The organism is Burkholderia oklahomensis C6786 (assembly GCF_000959365.1).
Lineage (GTDB): Bacteria > Pseudomonadota > Gammaproteobacteria > Burkholderiales > Burkholderiaceae > Burkholderia > Burkholderia oklahomensis.
Genome location: NZ_CP009556.1, coordinates 1,926,077 through 1,946,879 on the forward strand (window position 1 = coordinate 1,926,077; position 20,803 = coordinate 1,946,879).

The following is a 20,803-nucleotide window of genomic DNA, read 5'->3' on the forward strand; positions in this document are numbered from 1 at the left end:
GGTGGCGAAGGTGCTGCGATTGTGCGGTGCGGCGTGCGCGGCGCGCAAGTTCGGGGAAGCCCTTTCCTTTGAACGAGCCTGCGAAGGCTCGCGACACTTCGTCGATCCCGATCCGCTGCGCGGTCGTTACAATCGCCGCTTCGTATTCGCGACGGATTCGCTTTCCACATGAACGCTTCCACATCGCTATCCGCGCACGCCGCGCTGGTGCTCGTCGACCTGCAAAAAGGCATCCACGATCCGAAGCTCGGCCGCCGCAACCATCCGGACGCGGAGATGCGCGCCGGGCAACTGCTCGATTGCTGGCGGCGAACCGGGCGTCCGATCGTGCACGTCCGGCACATTTCCCGGTCGCCGGATTCGGTGTTCTGGCCGGGGCGGCCCGGCGCGGAATTTCAGGACGCGTTCGCGCCGTTCGCGCACGAGCACGTGGTCGAGGAGAACGTCCCCGATGCGTTCGCGGCGACCGGGCTCGCGCGCTGGCTGCACGAGCGGTCGATCGCGCAACTCGTGATCGCGGGCGTGATCACGAACAATTCGGTCGAGTCGACCGCGCGCTCGGCGGGAAATCTCGGGTTCGAAACGATCGTCGCGGGCGATGCGTGCTTCACGTTCGACCAGCGCGATCTCACGGGGCGGCTTTGGTCCGCCGAGGACGTTCACGCGCTGTCGCTCAGCAATCTCGCGATGGATTACGCGCGCATCCTGGTTGTTGCAGATATCGTCGCGCTGGCGATGCGCGAGCACTGATCTTCATCGGCGTCTTTCGGGACAGGATCGGGGGCGGCACCGCGAGCGGCCTGCATCGGAATTTCTCGGTTGCGCCGGCGTCGTGTCGTTGTCGACGTGACCGACGGTTCGCCACGCCGCAACCGAACCACGGAATGGCGAGGGCGCCGGCGAGCCCTTCATTTTGACGCGTCGGTTGGGTACCGCACAGCGATTGGTTCGGTTCGATTCGAACGCATGTCCCGTCGAAATCTCCCAGGGCTAAAAATCAACGCGCGAACGGGCAATCAGTAGATATTTTGCACAGAGTCCATCCCGAAATCACGCCCGCTCAAGCATCCGCCCATCGCCGCAACAGATTGTGATAAATCCCGGTGAGCGCGATCACGCTCGCGTCGCGCCCGCTTTTTTCCGCGGTCAACTGCTGGATCTGCGTATCGAGCTGGAACAGCAGCGTGCGGTCCGCATCGTCGCGCACCATGCTCTGGATCCAGAAGAACGACGCGACCCGCGCGCCGCGCGTCACCGGCGTCACGTGATGCAGGCTCGATGCCGGATACAGCACCATGTCGCCCGCCGGCAGCTTCGCGCGATGGACGCCGAACGTGTCCTCGACGCACAGCTCGCCGCCGTCGTACGCATCGGGTTCCTCGAGAAAGAGCGTCGCCGACAGATCGCTGCGGACCCGAAAATCGGTGCCGCGCAACAGGCGGATCGCGTTGTCGACGTGCGTGCCGAACGCATCGCCGCCCGCGTAGCGATTGAAGAGCGGAGGAAACACCTTGAGCGGCAGCGCCGCCGAGAAGAACAGCGCGTTGCGCGCGAGCGCGTCCTGGATCGCGTCGCCGACCGCGCGCGCGGCGGGCGAGTTCTCCGGCAGTTGCTGGTTGCGCTTCGCGAGCGCCGACTGCGCGCCGGACGTCGCGTTGCCGTCGGTCCAGTCGGCGTGGTCGAGCGCGTCGCGGCATTGCGCGACCTGCTCCTTCGTCAGCACGCCGGGAATGTGAAGCATCATGCAGCGAACTCCTGTCGCGCCGCGATCGCGCGAAACGCGTCGATCGGCGACGCCACGAGATAGGCGCGCATCTTCGCGACGAACGCGGGCGTCGCGGTGCGCGGCACGCGCGCGAGCCACTCGAGCGCTTCCGCGACGCGGCCGCGCTCGGCGAGCAGGCGCGCATAGTTGAACTGGCCGCGGAAGTCGCCCGCGGCGGCGGCGCGCCGGTAGCAATCGAAGGCCGCGTCGCGGTCGGCCGCGACGATCCAGCCGTCTTCGTGGAAGCCGCCGATCAGGTTGATCGACTTCGCGTGGCCGAGCGCGGCCGCCTTCTCGAACCACTCGAGCGCGGCCGCGCGGTCCTCGTCGATGCCTTTGCCGAGCGCGAGCATTGTCGCGTAGTTGTACATGCCCCAGTCGAGCCCCGCACGCGCGGCTTCGCGATACCAGTACGCGGCGACGGTCGCGCTCGCGGCCGTTCCCCAGCCGAACTCGTAGCAGCGGCCGACCATGTTCATCGCCATCGGATGATCGGCGCGCGCCGCATGCTTGAACCATTCGAGCGCGGCGGCGGGATCGCGCGCGACGCCCCGGCCGTCGAGCAGGCATTGCCCGTAGACGGCCTGCGCCTCGACGATCCCGTTCTCCGCGGCCGCCGCGACCCACGCGGCCGCGCGCTCGGGCGGGCCGGCGAGGATCTCGTCGAGATCCTCGCGCGACACCGACGAGAGCGCCTTCAACGATACCGGCCGCATCGCGTCAGTAGCGCGCGTTCAGCGTGACGAACGCCGAGCGGCCCGGTGCGATCGACGCGTAGTGCGCCGGATATGCCTGATCGAAGTACGTGCGGTTGAACAGGTTGTTCACGTTCAGTTGCAGGTCGAGCTTCTTGTTGATCCGGTACTGCGCCATCGCGTCGAAACGCCAGTACGACGGCACGGCGCGCAGGTTCGCGGTGTCGCCGAACACCTTCGACATGTAGAACGCGCCGCCGCCGACCGTGAACTTCGGCGTCACGTCGTAGTTCGACCACAGCGTGAAGCTGTGCTTCGGCGTGTTCGGGAACTGGTGGCCGTTGTCGGCGGTGTTCTTGCCGTTGTCGCGCAGCGCGCTCTTCATGTACGTATAGCCGCCGAACACCTGCCACTGCTTCGTGATCTGGCCCGCGACGCCGAGTTCGACGCCCTGCACGCGCTTGCTGCCGACCATCGCATACTGGTTGTTCGGCAGCGTGACGCGCGCGTTCGTCGTGTCGATCTGGAACAGCGCGGCGGTGAGCGAGAGCTTGTCGTTCAGCACGTTCCACTTCGTGCCGACCTCGATGCTGCGGTTCTTCTCCGGCGCGAGCTGGTCCGCGTTCGAGCCGACGCCGCCGCGGCCGGGCGTCAGCGACTGCGACTCGGAGCCTTCGCCAAGCAGCGCGCCCGCAGGCGTCGACGACGTCGCGTACGACGCATAGATGCTGCCGTTCTGCGCGGGCTTGAACACGAGGCCGAACTGCCAGTTGAACAGCGTGTCGTCGCGCGTGTAGGTCTTGCCGCCGTTCGCGGCCGTATCGGTGAAGCGTGTGGAGTAGTCGTCGAGACGCAGCCCCGCATTGACCTGCCAGCGCGGCGTCAGCTCGATCGTGTCGAAGCCGTAGATCGACTTCGTGATGGTGCGCGCACGCGCGTAGTCGTTGTTGCGCGAGATCGAGCCGGCCCACGGATCGTTCGGATTCGGCGACCAGAGGCTCGTGCAGTTGTAGCCCGACGCCGCGCCGATTCCCTGCTGGCAGATCTTGCCGGTGCCGGTGTCGACTGCGTACGAGTCGCGCTTGCCCCATTCGCGCGACAGCTCGATGCCCGTCGTGAAGCTGTGCTTGAACGGGCCCGTGCGGAATTCGCCGAACAGCTCGGTCTGGTTCGCGAGGCTGTTGACCGTGCTGTAGCGGTTGTTGTTGCGGCGCCAGACGCGGCCGTTGATCACGTTGCCCTGGCTGTCGTCGGGCTGCGTCCAGATGTAGTCCTGCGACGACTCCGTGTAGCGCGTGGTGTTGCGCACCGTCAGCCCCGGCGTGATGTCGTGCTCGATGCGGATCGTGCCGATGTCCGACGTCGTCTTGCGGAAGTCGCGGTTGACGAGGCCATAGAAGTTGTGCCGGTCGACGTTCGCCGGATAGATCGTGTCGACGTTCGCGGGCTTGTTCGACGTCGTGTAGAAGTACGGAATGCCGCCGTCGGGCAGATCGTCGGTCGACAGGTGATAGTAGCTCGCGGTCACGCGCGTCGCCGTGCCGAGGCCGAACGCGATCGACGGCGCGACGCCCCAGCGCTCGTTGTTCACCGCGTCGCGGCCGGCGACGTCGTTGTTGTGGCTCATCAGGTTCAGGCGGAATGCGGCGTGATCGGCGAACTGCCAGTTGCCGTCGGCGGTGAAGCGGCGGTAGCGGTCGGTGCCGAGCCCCGCGCTTGCTTCGGCCGTCGTGCCGAGATGCGGCGCCTTCGTGACGAGATTGATGCTGCCGCCCGCGCCGCCGCGGCCGCCGTACGCGCCGTCCGAGCCCTTCGTGATCTCGATGCGCTCGGTGTTGAAGATTTCGCGCGTGGTGGCGCCCGTGTCGCGCATCCCGTCGACGAACATGCTGCCCTGCGTGTCGTAGCCGCGGATGAACGGGCGATCGCCGAGCGGGTTGCCGCCTTCGCCCGCGCCGAACGTGATGCCGGGCACGGTGCGCAGCGCTTCGGTGAGCGTGGCCGCGCCGCTGTTGTGGATCAGCTCCTGCGGAATCACGGTGACGGATTTCGGCGTGTCGACGAGCGGGGCGGTGAATTTCACCGACGACGAGAAGTCGGCCTTGTAGCCGTGCTCCGCGGCGCCCTTGATCTGGATCGGTGCGAGCTCCTTGTCGTGATCGGTGGTCGCGGCGGGCGGCGCGGCGTCCTGCGCGAACGCCGGGCTCGCGGCGAGCACGCTGCAAAGGGTGGTGAATTTTCCGAGCTTCAACTCGTCGGAGCGCGACTTCATCGGTGGTATTTCCTCGCCAGGTGTGACTCGATCGGGCGAGACAACCGCATGCGCGACGCCATCCCGCCCGAATATTACAAATTGTTTTCGGACGCCATTTTAGTGAATAAGTTTATAAATGAGAAGCGTTCTTGTTACGTTTTCTCGAACAATGAGCGATGGATCGGGCTATCTCTTTGAATGGAAAGAGGAAAACGGTGGGCGTCGGCCTGCGGGCGGCTGGTTCATCGGGAGGTCGCGAGCGACGTCGCCGGCGTCTTGTGTCGTGGCAACGGCCACCGGCGTGCGCCCGGAGGCAGACGCCGAGGCGATCCGCGCGAGCGCGACGGCGGAGGCGATGCGGCGGGCGGCCGACGGCGCGCATGGAACGTGCGAGACGTCGGATCGCGGGAAAGCGGGAAAGCGGGAATCGAGCGGGCGGGGAAAGGGCGCGCGGGAAAAGTCCGAGGAAGGCCGGGCGGCCGTCGATGCGGCCGACGCCCGCAGGCAAGGTGCTCGGAACGAACGTCGTCCGGGCGTCGAGCGGACGGGCGATGGACGCCCGGCCCGCCGCCCGCCATGTCCGCCGCGTTTCCGCCGGAATCAGTCGATCCCGTGAAACACCGCATCCTCCGGCCCGAGATACGCGGGCGGACGCCATGTCGCGTCGCGCATCGAGTGCTGCACCAGATGCTCGACGCCGAGCAGTACCGCGAAGATCGCCATCCGCACCGGAATCCCGTTGTCCGTCTGGCGGAAGATCGCGAGGCGCGGGTCGCGGTTCAGGTCGGTCGACAAATCGTTCGCGCCCGGCCGGCTGTCGCGCGGCAGCGGGTGCATGATCAGCGTGTCGCGGCCGCACGCCGTATCGACGAGCGCCTGGTTGATCTGGAAATCCGGCGTGTAGCCTTCAAACGACTCGTCGGTGAAGCGCTCCTTCTGGATCCGCGTCGCGTAGACGACGTCCGCGCCTTTCAGGCCCGCCGCGAGGTCGTGCGTTTCCTCGACCACGTGGCCGTTCTTCGAGATCTGCTCGACGATGTACGTCGGCATTTCGAGCGTCGGCGGCGACACGAGCGTGAACTTCAGCCCGCGATACAGCGCGAGCAGCTTGACGAGCGAGTGGACGGTGCGGCCGTACTTCAGGTCGCCGACGAGCGCGATATGCGCGCCGTCGACGATCTTGCCGAGCCGCGAGAACTCGCGCTGGATCGTGTAGAGGTCGAGAAGCGCCTGGCTCGGATGCTCGCCGGGGCCGTCGCCGCCGTTGATCACGGGCAGGTTCGTCGCGCGCGCGAACTCGGCGACCGAGCCTTGCTCGGGGTGGCGGATCACGAGCGCGTCGACGTAGCCCGCCATCACGCGGCTCGTGTCGTAGATGGATTCGCCCTTCGCCATCGACGAGAACGTGAAGCCCGTCGTGTCGCACACCGAGCCGCCGAGCCGGCAGAACGCCGCGCCGAACGACACGCGCGTGCGCGTGCTCGCCTCGAAGAACAGATTGCCGAGCACCGCGCCTTCGAGCACGCGCGAGATCTTGCGGCGGCGCGCGATCGGCTGCATCACGTCGGCGACGCGAAAGAGCGCCTCGACCGAGTCGCGCGAGAACTGGTCGACCGACAGCAGCTGCGGCCGGCCTTCGAACAGGAACTGGTTTGCGAGCGGGGGTGGCGAATCTACGCGTTGCGTATATCCTTCGACGGGCTCCGGACGCGTGACGATCTCGGAGACGAAGCGCTCGACGATTTCAGGCATCCCGCGCGATTCTTGCGAATCGTCGGGCAAAAGCCACGTGTCGAGCGCGCGTCGGCTGACGCCGATGCGGTTCGCGAATGCTTCGCGGGTCATGTTGAGGCGGCGCATCGCGTCGCGCAGGAACGCTTGCTGAGGAACGGACATCGGTTGGCTGGGCTCTCTGAAATATACGCGATGCGTATGGTAGATCGCCGGCGGCCGAAGTCAAGCAGAAAATGCGGGCAGGTTGACGGATGGCGCGGCGGCGCATGAAAAAGCGTCGCATGAGCCCAACCACGTTTAACAATTGCTTTGTCCCGTGCGATGGGCGCGTCCGTATAATCGGGATCGGTCCCCGCGCCGCTGCGCGCGGAGGGATTCCGATACGTCGGTCGCTCGCAAAGAGCCCGCATTGACAAGGAGAGTGAGAATGAATCGCGCGATTGCTGCTGCCCTGCTGATCCTGACCGCCGCGCTTGCCGGCTGCAACACGATCGCCGGCGTCGGCCAGGACATTTCGAAGGGCGGCCAGGCGATCTCGGACACGGCCGAGAAGGCGAAGTAAGCGAGGCAGTTCCCTGTCGAAGGGATGGCCGCCGTGAGAACGGCGGCGTGGGCGGGCCCGGCGAGATGCCGGGCCCGCGTCGTTTCGGGCGCTCGCGCGGGTTTGGGCTGACCTCACGACGAGCTTGGACGAGGAACCGACCAGCGCAGGCATCGGTTGATGGCGGGTAGGCTGACGGGCATTCCGGACAATTCACCTGGCCAGAATGGCCTGGATATGCACGCGTACCTGGATGCCGATGTATGACTCGAAACCAACACCCGCGGCATCGTTGCAGTTCGGATGAAAACCAATGCAGAAGGAGCGTTTCGGCCTTATTTCCAGGGCGTCGACATCGAACCGGAACGAAATGACGGCTTTGCTGAAATCCCGCGGATACGACCGATTGGGAATGTGCATCCGCTCTCTGGGCTGACCTTCTCCGGAAGTTGCACTCGTATGCTCGACGCGGTCGTCGGTATCTGGAGGGCGCATCGCAGACGTGTCAAGCATGCAATCGCGCTTGCTCAACGGCTTTCTGCGGTGTTCGACAGGAACGGATGTCTCGCGTGCCATGTGGTCACATGTTGGTATGCATCGGCAGCGTTCACGAGCGCGGCTTCGTCGAAGGGGGCGCCGATCAGTTGGAAAACCAATGGAAGCCCGTTTGCCGAAGCGCCGCACGGCAAGAGCACCGACGGCACGCTCGCCATATTGAACGGACACGTGAAGCGGTGGATATCGGCAATCAGGTCGTCGTCGATTTTCGACATGCGTTCGATCGTCGGCACGCCCGCGGGAAGCACCGGCAGTGCCACGAAATTGACGCAATCAAACACCGACAGGACTTCCCTCCGAAATGCTTGCCGACGCTGCAGCAGCCGATGGTACTCGGTGCCGGACAGCGCGCGCCCTTGCTCAATCAACATGGCGAGACTCTGGCCGTATTCGTTCTTGCGGGAGGGATAGGTGGCTTCGTGCGCGAGCGCGGTTTGAACCGCACAGACAGGGAACCAATCCCAGATCATCTCATTGACATCGGGCAGCGCCACTTCAACGATTTGTGCGCCGGGGTCACGCAATGCCGCGATGGCGTCCGACATCGCTCGCGTGGTTGCGTCGTCAAGGTGTGCCCCGAGCCACGATTCGTCAACGCCAAGCCGGACTCCCTTGAGGTTGGAACGCAATTCCGTGGCGACGTGAGGAGCGGCGCGCGGCGACGTGGTCGGATCGGCGGGGTCCGGGCCGGCGATGATCTGCAGGACAGTCGCGGCGTCGGCTGCCGAACGCGCGATTACGCCGACGTGGTCCAGCGTCGCGGCGAGTTCGAATGTCCGATTTCGGGACACCCGCCCCCACGTGGGCTTGATGGCCGTCACTCCGTTGGCTGCGGCGGGAAGACGAATGGATCCGCCAGTCTCCGACGCGAGCGCCGCATAGCAGAGACCGGCGGACACCGCGACGCCACTGCCGCTCGACGAAGCGCCCGGCCAATACGCGGCGTGCCAGGAATTGCGAGGCGTGGGAAACGGAGCACGGTGCTCGGCGTACGCGCCTTCGGTCATCGCGAGCTTGCCAAGAATGACCGCACCGGCATCCCGCAGGCGGCGGATGACCGTGGCGTCTTCCGTCGCGATGGTGTCTCCGCGGATGCTCATGCCTGCCGTCGTCGGGACGCCTTTCATGTCGAATATGTCCTTCACGGCAATGGGGACCCCATGCAACGGCCCCCGATCCTTCCCGTCTGCGAGCTCGCGTTCGGCTCGATTCGCCTCTTCCAGTGCCGTGGCTTCGGTTACACAGATATAGGCGTTCAGGATGGGGTCGAGCGCCTTGATGCGCGCGAGCATCGTGTGGGTCAACTCGACCGGGGAAATGCGGCGCAGCCGCAACTGTGCGGAAACCTGAGCCACATCTAGAAATGCGACCTCGTCGTACTTGGCCATTGGACGTTAATAGAAGGAATTGGAGTGCCGGCCGGAATGGCAGCGGAACTGTGCATCCATTACTTCAGCTATATCTTTCTCATTATTTTGATTAATTAATCGTATCGGGAAGTGGGGCGGCGTCTATCAATATATCGGAATTCGAAAAAATGGTGCACAAATTCAAATGAACTGCAACAAACCGTATCTCAGGCTGCCAGCTTCATCGGCAACCGACTAACTCGGGAGTCTATATCACTTTTGAAATGGCAATATCATTGAACGCCGATGCTCCAGAACTGAAAGCCGGAAGGGATAATATTTCTGCACGGCCGGAAGCGATCAAATATGAAATTTAGTGATGCATGTGCATTATTAAAAAAGGGAATGCAATGTAAATTTAATGAATCTGATTTTGAGAAGTTAAGGCACGGTTATTTTATTTATGTGGCGATTATGCGCGGAGATATAACTGAAAAATTTGACGCTTTGCGTTTTTCTCACATTGAAGCACATGGCATGCTGACATGGCGTCATAACGTCGATTTTGCTATCGGTCCGATCCCATTAATTATCCCGGCATGTCGATGACGTCCGTCGGTCGCCTAATGGTGATTTTCTCGTGAGCTTTCTAGAACAATATGAGGCAAAAATAGAAAAAAGTAGGCGTCAGGAAATACGGAAAACAGGAGATGTGGTCTTATACGACACGGTGTGGCAGTTCGAATGAGAACTTCTTGCCGATTACCGAATTGCATTCCGGACGGCGACCTTGCCGACATCGCCGAGGCAATGATTTTCGCCTACCTCGCGCGACGCAGCCCCATTCGGTTTGCAGCGACGACTTCGCGCATGACCAATTGACCGATGGTCGGGGGCTGAAGATGCCGTGCGTGATCGACGCATACCCCGCGAATGCGTGGCGATCGAAGTGGGTGTCGGCCCGCGCTCGCAGGACGTGATCGTGACGCGGTCGCGGCTCAGGCGGCTGTATGGCGAGCTCGCGCTCATTCGGTCGGACAACAGGGCGGAATTTGCCGCAGCAAAAGTCATGCGTTGGCAGCGCGATGCCGCGCAACGCAATCGCGACGATCATCGCAAGACCGGGCGCGCATCGCCAGACCAACAGCGGCGCGCCGGCCCGAGCCGGCGGCCTGCTGCGATTCGTTGACGCCGCGAGCAAGCGGAGAGGCATCAGCGCGGCAGCGGCGTCTTCCGCGCGCGATGCGCGCCGATCGCCGCGAACACGACGATCTGCACGGGTTCGGCATTGCTCGCGTTGCGCGACGCGATGTGATACGCATGCGAACCGCGGCGAGACGCCGCCGCCGCGTCTCGGCCGCAGCAAGCAGCGCGCGCCGCGAGCCCGATCGGCGGGCCGGCATCCGGCGCAAGGCCGACGGCGCGCGCCCCGCGTCACAGCACGTTCATCATCGCGAGCGCGGTTTCCTGCAGGTGCGGCAGCGCGCGCGCGAGCGCGGCGCCGGCGCGGACCGCTGCCGTGGCCGCCGCCACAGCCGCCGCCGCCGCCGCGAAGTGCGGCCGCGGTTTTTGCCGAGCGCGTCGTACGCTCGTTCGGGCATCGGCGACGCGCATCCGGCGATGCATGCCGTCCGGCTCCGTGCGCGGCGAGCGGCGCACGCGCAACCGGTTCGTTTCGGCGCGCTCCTTCGCTCGATTCATCCTGCTCGCGCTGTTTCGAGGGTTTACTTTACGAACGCGCTACAAGCGGGTTTCAAACGATCCCCGGCCCGCCGGGTGAGTCGGCCGGCTCGCGTCGCAAGGCTTTCGCCTTGTGGCTCAAACGCTGAACGCCGACGCCCGCCGCGTCGGGCGGCCGTCGCCGAGTCCTGCCTGCCTTGACCCTGCGCACGACGAATGGCTCAATCAGCCAGCGTCGCGCAAAAAAACCGCCGATGGCGGGTCGCTTACGGCGCGTTCGACTAAACAAGATCCAAGAAAAATTGGAGGAGATACATGAAGCTTGCGCGTTTCATCGCGGGCGCGGGCGTCGCGCTCGCGGCGTCGCTTGCCCACGCGGGCGTGTCCTGCCGGCCCGCAACGCCCGCCGAAGCGGCCGTCTACACGACGCCGTTCCAGTTTCCCGGCGTGACGTCGCCGAAGGACGGCACCTGCTGGGTCGCCAACCAGACCGTGACGGCGACGGACGGCACGCGGCTCACCGCGAACGTGTTCCTGCCGAAGATCACGAGCCCCGACCAGAAATTTCCGGCGATCGTGATGATCTCGAGCTGGGCCGCGTCCGACTTCTTCGAATATCTCGGCCAGCAGCGCAAGCTCGCGCAGGACGGCTACATCGTGCTCGCGTATACCGCGCGCGGCTTCTACCTGTCGGGCGGGCAGGTCGAGGTCGCGAGTCCGCAGGACGTGAAGGACGTGTCGTCGGCGGTCGACTGGGTGTCCGCGAACACGCCTGCCGATCCCGACAAGCTCGCGGTGAGCGGGATCTCGTACGGCGCGGGGCTGTCGCTCCTCGCGCTCGCGCAGGACAAGCGGCTGAAGACGGCGGCGGCGCTCTCCGGCTGGGGCGACCTCGTCGATCAGCTGTACGGCGAGCAGTCGCCGAACGCGACGTGGAGCGCGGTGCTGTTCCTGTCCGGCAAGGTGACGGGGCGGCTCGATCCGATCGTCGGCCAGTACGTGAAGGCGCTCCTCGATCCGAACACGACGCAGGCGAAGGTCGACGAGATCGTCGCGTGGGCGCAGGTGCGCTCGCCGTCGACCTACCTCGACGCGCTGAACCGCCGCGGCGCGCCCGTCTTCATCAGCAAGAACTTCGAAGACGACATGTTCACGCCGAACTCGTCGATGAAGCTGTTCTCGCAGCTGACGGTGCCGAAGAAGCTGCTGCTGAATCCGGGCATCCACGCGCAGGCCGAGATTCCGGGCGCGCTCTTGGGCGCGCCGAACGACCCGTACGACCAGGCGCACCGCTGGTTCGACCGCTGGCTGAAGGGCGTGCGGAACGGCGTCGATACCGAGCCGAAGGTGTCGATGCAGATCAAGTTCACGAACACGCGCGAGTCGTTCGACACGTGGCCCGCGAGCAACGTGCAGGCACGGACGCTGTACGTCGGGCCCCGCGGCGCGCTGCGCTGGGACCTGTCGTGCCTGTGCACGAAGGGCGTCTCGGGCACGCTGCAGAGCGCGCCGAACCGCGCCGCGGGCGCCGATCTGATCCAGAACTTCTCGGACACGACCGCGACGAGCGGCCCGATTCCGGTGCTGTCGACGTTCGGCGAGAGCCTCGGCGCGCCCGTCGTCAATCAGCTCGCGACCGTCAATCTCGCGACGGGCGTCCGCTACGAAGGCGCGCCGCTCGCGTCGCCGCTGCATTTGCGCGGAATCGCGAGGCTGAACCTGCGTGCGACGCCGTCGCAGGCGCGCGCGCAGGTCGTCGCATATCTGTACGACGTCGACGCGCTCGGCTTCGGCAAGCTGATCACGCACGGCGCGCGGACCGTGCACTGGGCGACGCCGGGCGCGACGGTCGATTTTCCGATCGAGTTCTCGGCGACCGCGTACGACGTGCCGGCGGGCCACCACATCGGCATCGTGCTCGACACGTACGACAGCCTTTATCAGCCGCCCGTCAATCCGGGCGAGCGATTCGGCGTGACGTTCCAGTTCGATCCGAACAGGCAGGCGACGCTCGTCCTGCCGGTGCGCTCGTGACGCCCGGCGCGCGCGACGGCAGCATCGACATCCCGGGCGGCATATCGGACCCGCGTTCGTTCGCGCGGGCGAGCGCGTTGTCAGCGTCGCCGACGGAATCGTCGGTATGAATGCCGTTGTCGCGACGCGCTTGATCACGTCCGTTGGGAACGCGCGTCAGGGCCGTACGCGACGAACGTGCCGACGCCCGTGCGCGTCGGCAGATACCCTTTGCTCGACAGGCGCTCGAACACATCGAGCGTCGTCTTGCGCGACACGCCGAGTTGGCGCGCGAGCTTGCGCGGCGACGGCAGCCGCGCGCCGTTGCCAGACAAATCTGGCCGGCGAGGTCGCGACGATCTTGGCGGCTGATCTGGAAATCCATGGTATGGCTACCCGAATGAGCGATGAAATCGTCATTCTGGCAAGCTGTATTCGGAGGGATAGGCTCGCAATCTGGTTGCGGACGCAACTATATAATCCTGACGGAAATGGGGCTGCCGAAACTGTTCCACAGGTTCGCGAGATTGGTGATGACCACGCCTTCGAGTTCCTGCGATTTGGATTTACGCGTCAGCAGACGCAGCCCGATGCCTTGCTTGATGCGCGAGATCTGCGCCTTGCTCCGTGAGCGCAACCGATAACCGCATTTCTTGTGAAACGAATACATCGCAGCTAGCTAAAATAAGCAGGTGTCAGATAATATTTGAGTGCTGCGATATTATCATCGATAAGCTATAAACCTGTCTATGTTGACAGGTTGACGGTAACCGTCACTGTGCTAATTTCACAAAAGCATAAGAGTTTAATTTCATTCTTCGTAAATCCGGCTTCGCTTGATGCAAGCCGGCGCTAGATAGGGCTTGCTGCAGTGAGCAGTGCTTCCACTGCCCGCTTCTCTAGTGACAGATCACAGGGCGGCACGCTATTTCGCCATGGTGACCGAATGCCTTGTGGCTAAATGCTATCGCCTTTAATAGTTATTTTGCCGTCGCTTGTCCGGATAAATCAACTAAATTTCATGAGGTCAGGTGAAGATATATGAAAACAGATTTTGAATCAAATGTGGAGAAGGAGTTGGTCTCGGCAATTGATCCCATCCGAGGCTTCGTTAAGGCCACGATGATTTTTCATTTTTTCGAAAGCGAAGTTTTCGACTATCTGTTGAGGAGTGGATGGGCGCGGGTGGATGCGATTGCAGAAGATATGAAAATGAATAAAAGGAAACTAAAAGGGTTTCTCGACTATTTGGTTAACGAAGATTTGATGGTTCGCAAAGACAAGGAGTATCTCGTTTCAAAACGCGCTATCGAGATCAACAAGTTTCGTGGTTGGTACACGATGCTTATTGGTGGGTACGGGAAAACATTTTTGCAGATGGGCAGTTGCCTGCCCGTCGATGCGGATTGGGCAGCACGAGACGCGGCAAAGGTGGGGATCGGAAGTTGCGGAATCAGTCACTACGATGCCATTCCCCTGACTCGATCGCTTGTGGCAAAGGCGCCAGGAAACAAGAAAAATTTCCTGGATCTCGGCTGTGGCAATGCCATGTACCTTGCAGAGTTTTGCCGGGCGATACCGGAAATTTACGCCTTGGGTGTCGAGCCGGATCGCGGCGGCTACGAGGCCGGACTTGCTATTATTAAAAAAAATGAACTTGAGAGTAGGGTGTCATTAATTAATATGGGGGCCATTGAGTTTATTAATAGTGGTTTCGATTTTAATCCGGATTTTACGGTTCTTGGGTTCGTCTTGCACGAAATACTTGGTCAATCGGGGCGGTCCGGGGTGGTCGGATTTTTGAGGGCAATTATTGATCGATTCCCTTGCGTAAAAATTATAGTCATCGAAGTCGAAGACCGAATAGAGGAGCAGAAAATAATGCAACACGGATTATCATTGGCTTACTATAATCCATATTATTTGCTGCATTATTTTACCGAGCAGCACCTTGTCTCGGACGAGGTTTGGCTCGAAATTTTTGATGAGGCGGGTCTTTCGGTTCTTGCAAAGGAAACGACATCACCGCATGTGGATTCAACGGCTTTGGAGATTGGTTATCTCTTGATGAGGAAGATTTGAGGATGTGATTATTTTCATTGGCCGGCGCAATCATATCTGGTAAGTGGGTGAAGTATGATGTCTCCTTCGTTCGAGATAATGTAATGATTGCGGCCGGGGCATGCATGCTCTCCTTGTTGTCTGAGGATATTGCTGAAAAGAAACCTAGAGGTACGGTTCTCTGTCTTTGTGGGGGCGACAAACGTCATCGAGTCATTCGGGTTAATGCGATATGGAAAGGTTTGCGGATTATTCGATGAATGGTGGGGAGCTGACCCTCTGCACTTCAAGCAACTACCGCGATCAGCGACAGCCTTTTGTGAGATTGCCGTTATCATATCTGGAAGGGCATGTGTCTGGCGCACTAGCTAAGTTGAAATCTATCGTCAACTCATACGCGACGAAGCTATGAATTTAGAGTCACTTATTGGATTTGTTGTGGCATCGGTTCTGGTTCTTGCAATTCCGGGGCCATCGTTCTTATATGTGATAGCTGTTTCCCGGCAGCAGAGCATTATGGATGCGGCCTGGAACATACTTGGAATGGGATTCGGCGGAATAATAATAGCGACTCTCACGGCGTTCGGGGTGGCCACTTTAATAAAGGGATTCCCCGTAATATTGGTTTTTTTAAAAATAACCGGTGTGATGTATTTTTTTTGGATTGGATTGAGATTGCTGTGGCGAACATATTATATCAAGAAGAAGGATTTGGATGGGGGAGGTCATTCCGAATTATCGTCAGGCGGACCTTTTCTGCAAGGTTTTTGGGTGGAGATATTAAATCCCAAGGCGGTGCTATTTTTTATTTCTCTTCTACCTCAATTCGTAACGCCAAACGGATATGCGAGTTATGTTCAGTTATTGATTATGGGATTGATTTTTGTGGCGCTGCAAATTTCTACCGATTTGACGGTGCTTTATTTGGCTACTAAGATTTCATTGTCAGGTCGGCTGTCTGAGAAATATGGCGCCTACGCGTCAGGTTTGGTTTTTGTGGGTCTTGGTTTTTTTCTTATTTTTTCGATCTGATGGCCATTGCTTATCATATTGCCTTTGCTCGCCCAATCATCCTTATTGCGACAGGACCATCCGTTTCTGGGGTTGCTTCGCGGGCGCGCGTATGTCGATTTCAAACGAAATTCCGCGTGCCGGACGGGCTTTCCGGCTCGGCTCGCAAAAATCCCGTCGCGTGGTAAACGATGACGTCCGCCATATCGGGCGGTTGGCCACGCGTCTCGCCTGCCTTGAGCGCGCGTCGAATGGCTCAGTCAGCCGGTGTCGCGCGAGAGCCCGGCGATAACGGGCCGCTGACCGCGCCTTCGTATCAGCCGCCCGCCAATTCGGGCGAGCGATTCGGTGTGACGTTCCAGTTCGATCCGAACGGGCAGGCGACGCTCGTCCTGCCGGTGCGCTCGTGACGCCCGGCGCAAGCGGCCGGGCGTCGCAAAAAAATGGACGGCCGTATCGCTACGCCGTCCCGAAGCGCCTCTTTCGAGGCAGGGTGACAATTCGTCGATCTTCGATCTCGTTTTCCTCGTAGCAGCCAGCCAGTATGCTCCCCGTATTGTTCGGCCCCGTCGCAGCCCGGTTTGCCGAGCTTTTTCCCCGTCGTGTTCGGCCTGCCGGTCTTCTTCTATCCCCGTAGCTTTTTTCTTTCCCCGTAGCGATTGTTCTGCGATCCGCGCGGCCCGCTCGCGTCACACGCGCGCGAGCCCGACCGGATCGATGATGCGAATCTGCTTGCCGCGCGGCGCGATCAGCTTGTCACGCTGGAACTTCGACAGCATCCGGCTGACGGTCTCGAGCTTCATCCCGAGATAGCCGCCGATCTCCTCGCGCGTCATCCGCAGATTGAATTCGGCCGCCGAATAGCCGCGCTTCTGGAAGCGATCCGACATGTTGAGCAGGAACGCGGCGACGCGCTGCTCGGCCGTCATCGTGCCGAGCAGCATCATCTGGCTCGATTCTCGGACGATTTCGCCGCTCATCAGCCGATGGACGTGGTGCTGCATCGGCTTCACTTCGCGGCACACCGCTTCGAGCTGCGCGAACGGGATGATGCAGACGGTGCTGTCCTCGAGCGCGATCGCGTCGCTGTTGTGGTGGCCGCTGCACACGCCGTCGAGACCCATCGTTTCACCGACGATCTGAAAACCCGTCACGTGCTCCTGGCCGTCGCGATGCATGACGACCGTCTTGAACGAGCCGGTGCGCACCGCATAGATGCTCTGGAACGTGTCGTGCGTGCGAAACAGCGTGTCGCCGCGCTTGATCTGGCGCGTCGAGCAGATCAGCGCGTCGAGTTTGGCGAATTCGTTGACGGTCAGGCCGGCGGGCATGCAGACGCTGCGCATCGCGCAGCTCGAGCAGCGCGTGGCCGGACGCTTCGCCGCGTCGTCGCGCGCGACCGCGCGCAGCGGCATCGTCGCGCGCTGCCGGGCGGCGGTCGTGAAGGCGTTCTGCGTTTGCGCTTGCAACATGATCTGCTCCTGTCATTCGGCCGCGCTCGCTCGGCGCGCGCTGGCCAGGGTTCTCACGGCGCGGCATGCGGCGTCCACGTCGGCGGTCTTGTCGAAGAAGAAATCCGCCCCTGCGTCGTTGCATGCCGCGCGAAATGCCGCTCCGGACAGGTTGGTCAGCACGATCTTGACCACCTGCGGCGCGGCGCGCGTCAGCGCCGAAATCAACTCCAGTCCGCTGCCGCCCGTCAATCTCAGCTCGATGACGGCGACGTCGGCGCCTGATTCGAGAATGCCCGTCATCGCAGCCGGGACGTCCTCGGCCTCGCCGACCACCTCGACCCCGAGGATCGTCTTGAGCAGCGACGCAAGGCGCGCTCTGACCGGGGCCGCGTAGTCGACGAGAAAGACTCTCAGCGGAGGAGTTGACTCGCGTGCATCCATGACCGGCAGTATGGTCTGCCTAATCGCGGCGCGAAATCAGCGCCGGGTGAAAATGGGGTAGGCGATGACGCAGTTGCTGTAGGGATATCCCTACGAGGGTTTGAGCGGATGCGGACAAATGGCGAGGCGGCGGCGGTGCGACGTCAGGGACAGACGTGGGAAGAGCGGGCTGGCGGGCAGTGTCGAGGGGAGAAATGGGCGGGCCGATCGCGGGCGAACCTGGGCGGGGGCGGGGCGGTGGAATGTGCGGTGCGCGCAGCGGCGGCTCGGCACCGGTGCGCCGCCGCCCGGACCTCGATCAGACCTCGTCGCTGTCGTCGAACAGCTTGTGCCGCATCGCGTAGCGGACGAGCGCCGCGTCGTGCGGCATCTGCATCTTCTCGAGGATGCGCGCCTTGTAGGTGCTGACCGTCTTCGCGCTGACGTTGAGCGCCTGCGCGATCTCGGTGATCGTCTCGCCGGCGGCGATCCGGCGGAACACGTCGAACTCGCGGTCCGACAGGCGCTGGTGCGGCAGCGATTCGGTGGGCTCGTTCAGGCTCTGCGCGAGCCGCTCGGCCATCGCGAGGCTCACGTACACGCCGCCCGCCGCGATCTTCGTCAGCGCGCCGACGAGCTCCGCGCTCGCGCTTTCCTTCGTCATGTAGCCGGACGCGCCCGCGCGGAACGCACGCGACGCGTATTGCTGCTCCGCGTGCATCGTCAGCACGAGGATCCGCAGCGTCGGCTTCTCCTCCTTGATCTGCTTGATGAGATCGATGCCGTTGCGGCCCGGCATCGACAGGTCGAGCACGAGCACCTGCGCGTCGGCCGAGCGCATCAGCTCGATCGTCGAGATGCCGTCGCATGCCTCGCCGGCAACTTCGAAGCCCGGCGTGCTGCTGAGGATGTGGCGCAGCCCGTCGCGCACGAGCGCGTGATCGTCCGCGATCAGGACCTTGATCATGAAAACGCGTCCTGTTGCCGGATCGCCGCGAGCGGCAGCGCGACCTTGATCGAGAAGCCGTGGCCGGGCGCGGAATCGGTCGTGACGGTGCCGCTCAGCATGTGCGCGCGTTCGCGGATGCCGATGAGGCCGAACGACTTGTCGCCGTGCGCGTCGCGACGCTCGTCGGGCTGCACGCCGCGGCCGTCGTCCTTGATCTGCAGCACGCAGAGGTCCTGGTCGATCGCGAGCATCAGCGTCACGCGGGTCGCGTCCGCGTGGCGCGCGACGTTCGTCAGCGCCTCCTGGACGATTCGGAACAGCGTCGTCGCGCCGGCGTTCGAGAAGCTCGTGTCGGCCGTGTCGAGCCGGCGCTCGACGTCGATCCCGTAGCGGTTCGTGAAATCGTTCGCGAGCCATTCGATCGCGGGCACGAGGCCGAGATCGTCGAGCATCACGGGCCGCAGGTCGGCCGCGATGCGCCGCACCGACGCAACCGTCGAATCGATCAGGCGGCGCATCCCGTGCAATTGCTGCTCGACGGCCACGACCGGCTGCGCGTCGGGCTGCTCGTCGCGATAGCGGGCGAGCGCGATCGCGATCGCCGATACGTCCATCTTGAGCGCGGTGAGCTGCTGGCCGAGGTCGTCGTGCAGCTCGCGCGCGATCCGCGTCTTCTCTTCCTCGCGCACGTTCTGAAGATTCGCGGACAGCTCGCGCAGCTCTTCGCGCGATTGCCGCAGCGCGGTCTCGGCGCGCACGCGCTCGGTCACGTCGCGCAGCATCACCGTGTACAGCTTGCCGGAGCCGTCGCGGATCTGCGAGATCGACGCTTCGATCGGAAACTCCTCGCCGTTTTCGCGCAGCCCGAACAGCACGCGCTGGCTGCCCATCTGCCGGTCGGACACGCCCGTCACGCCGAACTGCTCGACGTGCCTCGTGTGCGCCGCGCGAAAGCGCTCGGGAATGAAGCGCGCGAGCGGCGAGCCGATCGCGTCCATCGCGGACACGCCGAACACGCGCTCGGCGGCCGGATTGAAGATCACGACGGTCTGCGTCTCGTCGATCGTGATGATCGCTTCCATCGACGAGCGGATGATGCCCATCATCCGCGCTTCGTTGATCGGGCTGTCGTCGGCGTTCGCGGCGCGCGCGCCGAGGCGGCTGACGAGCAAATACGCGAGCGCCGCGAGCAGCGCGGACGTCGCCGCGCCGGCGACGAGCACCGTGGTCGCGACGGCGTTCGAGCGGATCGCCGCCCAGCGGTTCTCGGTCGTGTACGCGAGCGTGAGCGGCGCGCCGCCGAAATTGAGCTGCTCGGTGCGGGCGAGCGGCGGATGCGACATGTCGGCGCCGTTGTATTCGCGATCGGTCGCGTAGACGAGCGTGCCGGGCTCGCCCGCCGTCAGGCGCAAGTCGATGTCGCGGTCGTTCGCGGTCGACAGCTCGACGAGGCGCCGCGCATCGAGCGTCGCGACGACGAAGCCCGACGTGCTGGCGCGGCGGCGCTCGGCGGCGAGCAGCGCTTCGTTCTCCGTGTAGACGGGCAGATAGAGCGAGAGCGCGCCGACGCCGCTGTCCGGCGCGTACGCGCGGTCGGACGGCGTCGCGTGCGCGTCGAGCGTGGCCAGGCCGGAATCCGCCGCGCGCAGCAGCGCGTCGCGAGTCTGCGGATCGACGTTCGTCTGCGTGGCGCCGATGACGATCTTCGCGTCGACGAAGCCGAGCGAGCGGATCGGCGAGCGCGCGCGGTCGAGATCGAGCTGCGCCTGATAGTTCGGCCAGCCGACGGCGGCGGGCGAAACGTTCGAGCCGAGCATGCCGCGCGCGCCGCGCAGCACCGTCGCGGCTGTCAGCAGCTCTTGCCGCAGCGTGGTCGTCACGTGCCCGGCGCGCCGCTCGAAGCGGGCTTGCGCGGCGTCGCGCTCCTGCTGCAGCACGAGCCGCGCGACGCCGTACGATGCGGCGAATCCCAGCGCGGAGACAATCACGGCGACGAGCGCGCCGCGCCGGTCGGTACGGGACGCATCGCTCGATGCGCCAGGGCTGATCCCGCTGGCGGTCATGAATTCATACCTATGCTTCGTTATGCCGGTGTTGCTGGTTGGGGAACGTCGAGCGGATGGGCTCGATGCGCGGCGGGAATTGGAATGCCGTTATTTTGCGTGATTCCTGCCATCTTCGGCAATGCGACATCGCCGAGGTGCTGTGGGGCTGATTCTTTCAAATATTACGCCGCCAGGCAATCCGTTCGAGCCCGGCGCGGCCGTCCGCGCCAATGTTCGCGCCTCGTCGGCGGCGTAGGGATGCCCGCTGCGGGGC

The 20,803-nt window shown here is 63.2% G+C and carries 21 protein-coding genes and 1 pseudogene; 10 read left to right on the forward strand and 12 right to left on the reverse strand.

What is annotated here, in order from left to right; genetic code table 11:
- Nucleotide 1: 1 nt before the first annotated feature.
- Together BG90_RS36285 and BG90_RS26315 are read left to right on the forward strand one after the other, a co-directional pair.
- Complete coding sequence (locus BG90_RS36285; protein ID WP_157135655.1) at nucleotides 2–172, forward strand: hypothetical protein; 171 nt, start codon at nucleotides 2–4, stop codon at nucleotides 170–172.
- On the forward strand, nucleotides 169–750 hold the full coding sequence (locus BG90_RS26315; protein WP_010118889.1) for a cysteine hydrolase family protein: 582 nt from the start codon (nucleotides 169–171) through the stop codon (nucleotides 748–750). The genes BG90_RS36285 and BG90_RS26315 overlap by 4 nt, the downstream gene beginning before the upstream one ends.
- Before the next feature lie 310 nt (nucleotides 751–1,060).
- Here the strand turns inward: BG90_RS26315 and BG90_RS26320 are convergent, their stop codons facing one another.
- The 4 genes from BG90_RS26320 to BG90_RS26335 form a co-directional block, all read right to left on the reverse strand.
- Nucleotides 1,061–1,744 carry a Fe2+-dependent dioxygenase gene (locus BG90_RS26320; RefSeq protein ID WP_010118886.1) on the reverse strand — a complete coding sequence of 228 codons (684 nt, stop codon included), beginning with the start codon at nucleotides 1,742–1,744 and terminating at the stop codon, nucleotides 1,061–1,063.
- A complete protein-coding gene (locus BG90_RS26325; protein ID WP_010118885.1) occupies nucleotides 1,741–2,481 on the reverse strand; it encodes a tetratricopeptide repeat protein in 741 nt (246 codons plus the stop codon). Before BG90_RS26325 ends, BG90_RS26320 begins: the two co-directional genes overlap by 4 nt.
- A 4-nt stretch (nucleotides 2,482–2,485) precedes the next feature.
- Complete coding sequence (locus BG90_RS26330) at nucleotides 2,486–4,732, reverse strand: TonB-dependent receptor (RefSeq protein WP_010118883.1); 2,247 nt, start codon at nucleotides 4,730–4,732, stop codon at nucleotides 2,486–2,488.
- A gap of 582 nt (nucleotides 4,733–5,314) precedes the next feature.
- Nucleotides 5,315–6,610, reverse strand: a complete 1,296-nt coding sequence (locus BG90_RS26335) for an aspartate carbamoyltransferase (RefSeq protein WP_010118881.1) — start codon at nucleotides 6,608–6,610, stop codon at nucleotides 5,315–5,317.
- 265 nt (nucleotides 6,611–6,875) lie between these two features.
- Here BG90_RS26335 and BG90_RS26340 point away from each other — a divergent pair, with 265 nt between their 5' ends.
- Nucleotides 6,876–7,010: an entericidin A/B family lipoprotein gene (locus BG90_RS26340; protein WP_010109044.1), complete on the forward strand. Its 135-nt coding sequence runs from the start codon at nucleotides 6,876–6,878 to the stop codon at nucleotides 7,008–7,010.
- Nucleotides 7,011–7,202: 192 nt separating this feature from the next.
- On the opposite strand, the gene BG90_RS26345 is transcribed toward BG90_RS26340, so the two are convergent.
- Both BG90_RS26345 and BG90_RS26350 read right to left on the reverse strand, forming a co-directional pair.
- Nucleotides 7,203–7,520 carry a hypothetical protein gene (locus BG90_RS26345; RefSeq protein ID WP_124072343.1) on the reverse strand — a complete coding sequence of 106 codons (318 nt, stop codon included), beginning with the start codon at nucleotides 7,518–7,520 and terminating at the stop codon, nucleotides 7,203–7,205.
- On the reverse strand, nucleotides 7,517–8,935 hold the full coding sequence (locus tag BG90_RS26350; RefSeq protein ID WP_010118877.1) for an amidase: 1,419 nt from the start codon (nucleotides 8,933–8,935) through the stop codon (nucleotides 7,517–7,519). The genes BG90_RS26345 and BG90_RS26350 overlap by 4 nt, the downstream gene beginning before the upstream one ends.
- A 327-nt stretch (nucleotides 8,936–9,262) precedes the next feature.
- On the opposite strand from BG90_RS26350, the gene BG90_RS35735 reads away from it, so the two are divergent.
- Both BG90_RS35735 and BG90_RS37575 read left to right on the forward strand, forming a co-directional pair.
- A complete protein-coding gene (locus tag BG90_RS35735) occupies nucleotides 9,263–9,505 on the forward strand; it encodes a hypothetical protein (RefSeq protein ID WP_124072342.1) in 243 nt (80 codons plus the stop codon).
- Nucleotides 9,506–9,678: 173 nt separating this feature from the next.
- A pseudogene (locus BG90_RS37575) lies at nucleotides 9,679–9,989 on the forward strand (IS3-like element ISBcen23 family transposase); the annotation flags it as partial.
- A gap of 341 nt (nucleotides 9,990–10,330) precedes the next feature.
- Here BG90_RS37575 and BG90_RS26360 read toward each other — a convergent pair.
- The gene (locus tag BG90_RS26360) at nucleotides 10,331–10,510 is read right to left on the reverse strand and encodes a hypothetical protein (protein ID WP_124072341.1); all 180 of its coding nucleotides are present in this window, start codon (nucleotides 10,508–10,510) and stop codon (nucleotides 10,331–10,333) included.
- 381 nt (nucleotides 10,511–10,891) lie between these two features.
- Here BG90_RS26360 and BG90_RS26365 point away from each other — a divergent pair, with 381 nt between their 5' ends.
- The gene (locus tag BG90_RS26365) at nucleotides 10,892–12,610 is read left to right on the forward strand and encodes a CocE/NonD family hydrolase (protein ID WP_010118859.1); all 1,719 of its coding nucleotides are present in this window, start codon (nucleotides 10,892–10,894) and stop codon (nucleotides 12,608–12,610) included.
- A gap of 134 nt (nucleotides 12,611–12,744) precedes the next feature.
- Here the strand turns inward: BG90_RS26365 and BG90_RS37580 are convergent, their stop codons facing one another.
- On the reverse strand, nucleotides 12,745–12,924 hold the full coding sequence (locus tag BG90_RS37580; protein WP_010109036.1) for a GntR family transcriptional regulator: 180 nt from the start codon (nucleotides 12,922–12,924) through the stop codon (nucleotides 12,745–12,747).
- Between the two features lie 65 nt (nucleotides 12,925–12,989).
- On the opposite strand from BG90_RS37580, the gene BG90_RS36290 reads away from it, so the two are divergent.
- From BG90_RS36290 to BG90_RS36295, 4 genes are all read left to right on the forward strand, one after another.
- On the forward strand, nucleotides 12,990–13,220 hold the full coding sequence (locus tag BG90_RS36290; protein ID WP_157135654.1) for a hypothetical protein: 231 nt from the start codon (nucleotides 12,990–12,992) through the stop codon (nucleotides 13,218–13,220).
- A gap of 410 nt (nucleotides 13,221–13,630) precedes the next feature.
- Nucleotides 13,631–14,671, forward strand: a complete 1,041-nt coding sequence (locus BG90_RS26380) for a 2-ketoarginine methyltransferase (protein WP_025990235.1) — start codon at nucleotides 13,631–13,633, stop codon at nucleotides 14,669–14,671.
- 417 nt (nucleotides 14,672–15,088) lie between these two features.
- A complete protein-coding gene (locus BG90_RS34005; protein ID WP_158335918.1) occupies nucleotides 15,089–15,682 on the forward strand; it encodes a LysE family translocator in 594 nt (197 codons plus the stop codon).
- Between the two features lie 230 nt (nucleotides 15,683–15,912).
- Nucleotides 15,913–16,071 carry a hypothetical protein gene (locus BG90_RS36295; RefSeq protein ID WP_157135652.1) on the forward strand — a complete coding sequence of 53 codons (159 nt, stop codon included), beginning with the start codon at nucleotides 15,913–15,915 and terminating at the stop codon, nucleotides 16,069–16,071.
- A 279-nt stretch (nucleotides 16,072–16,350) separates the two neighbouring features.
- Here the strand turns inward: BG90_RS36295 and BG90_RS26385 are convergent, their stop codons facing one another.
- The 4 genes from BG90_RS26385 to BG90_RS26400 form a co-directional block, all read right to left on the reverse strand.
- Nucleotides 16,351–17,133 carry a helix-turn-helix domain-containing protein gene (locus BG90_RS26385; RefSeq protein ID WP_010109034.1) on the reverse strand — a complete coding sequence of 261 codons (783 nt, stop codon included), beginning with the start codon at nucleotides 17,131–17,133 and terminating at the stop codon, nucleotides 16,351–16,353.
- Nucleotides 17,134–17,145: 12 nt separating this feature from the next.
- On the reverse strand, nucleotides 17,146–17,556 hold the full coding sequence (locus tag BG90_RS26390) for a response regulator (RefSeq protein ID WP_010109033.1): 411 nt from the start codon (nucleotides 17,554–17,556) through the stop codon (nucleotides 17,146–17,148).
- A 298-nt stretch (nucleotides 17,557–17,854) separates the two neighbouring features.
- A complete protein-coding gene (locus BG90_RS26395; protein ID WP_010109031.1) occupies nucleotides 17,855–18,502 on the reverse strand; it encodes a response regulator in 648 nt (215 codons plus the stop codon).
- On the reverse strand, nucleotides 18,499–20,547 hold the full coding sequence (locus tag BG90_RS26400) for a PAS domain S-box protein (protein ID WP_010118856.1): 2,049 nt from the start codon (nucleotides 20,545–20,547) through the stop codon (nucleotides 18,499–18,501). Before BG90_RS26400 ends, BG90_RS26395 begins: the two co-directional genes overlap by 4 nt.
- Nucleotides 20,548–20,803: the final 256 nt, after the last annotated feature.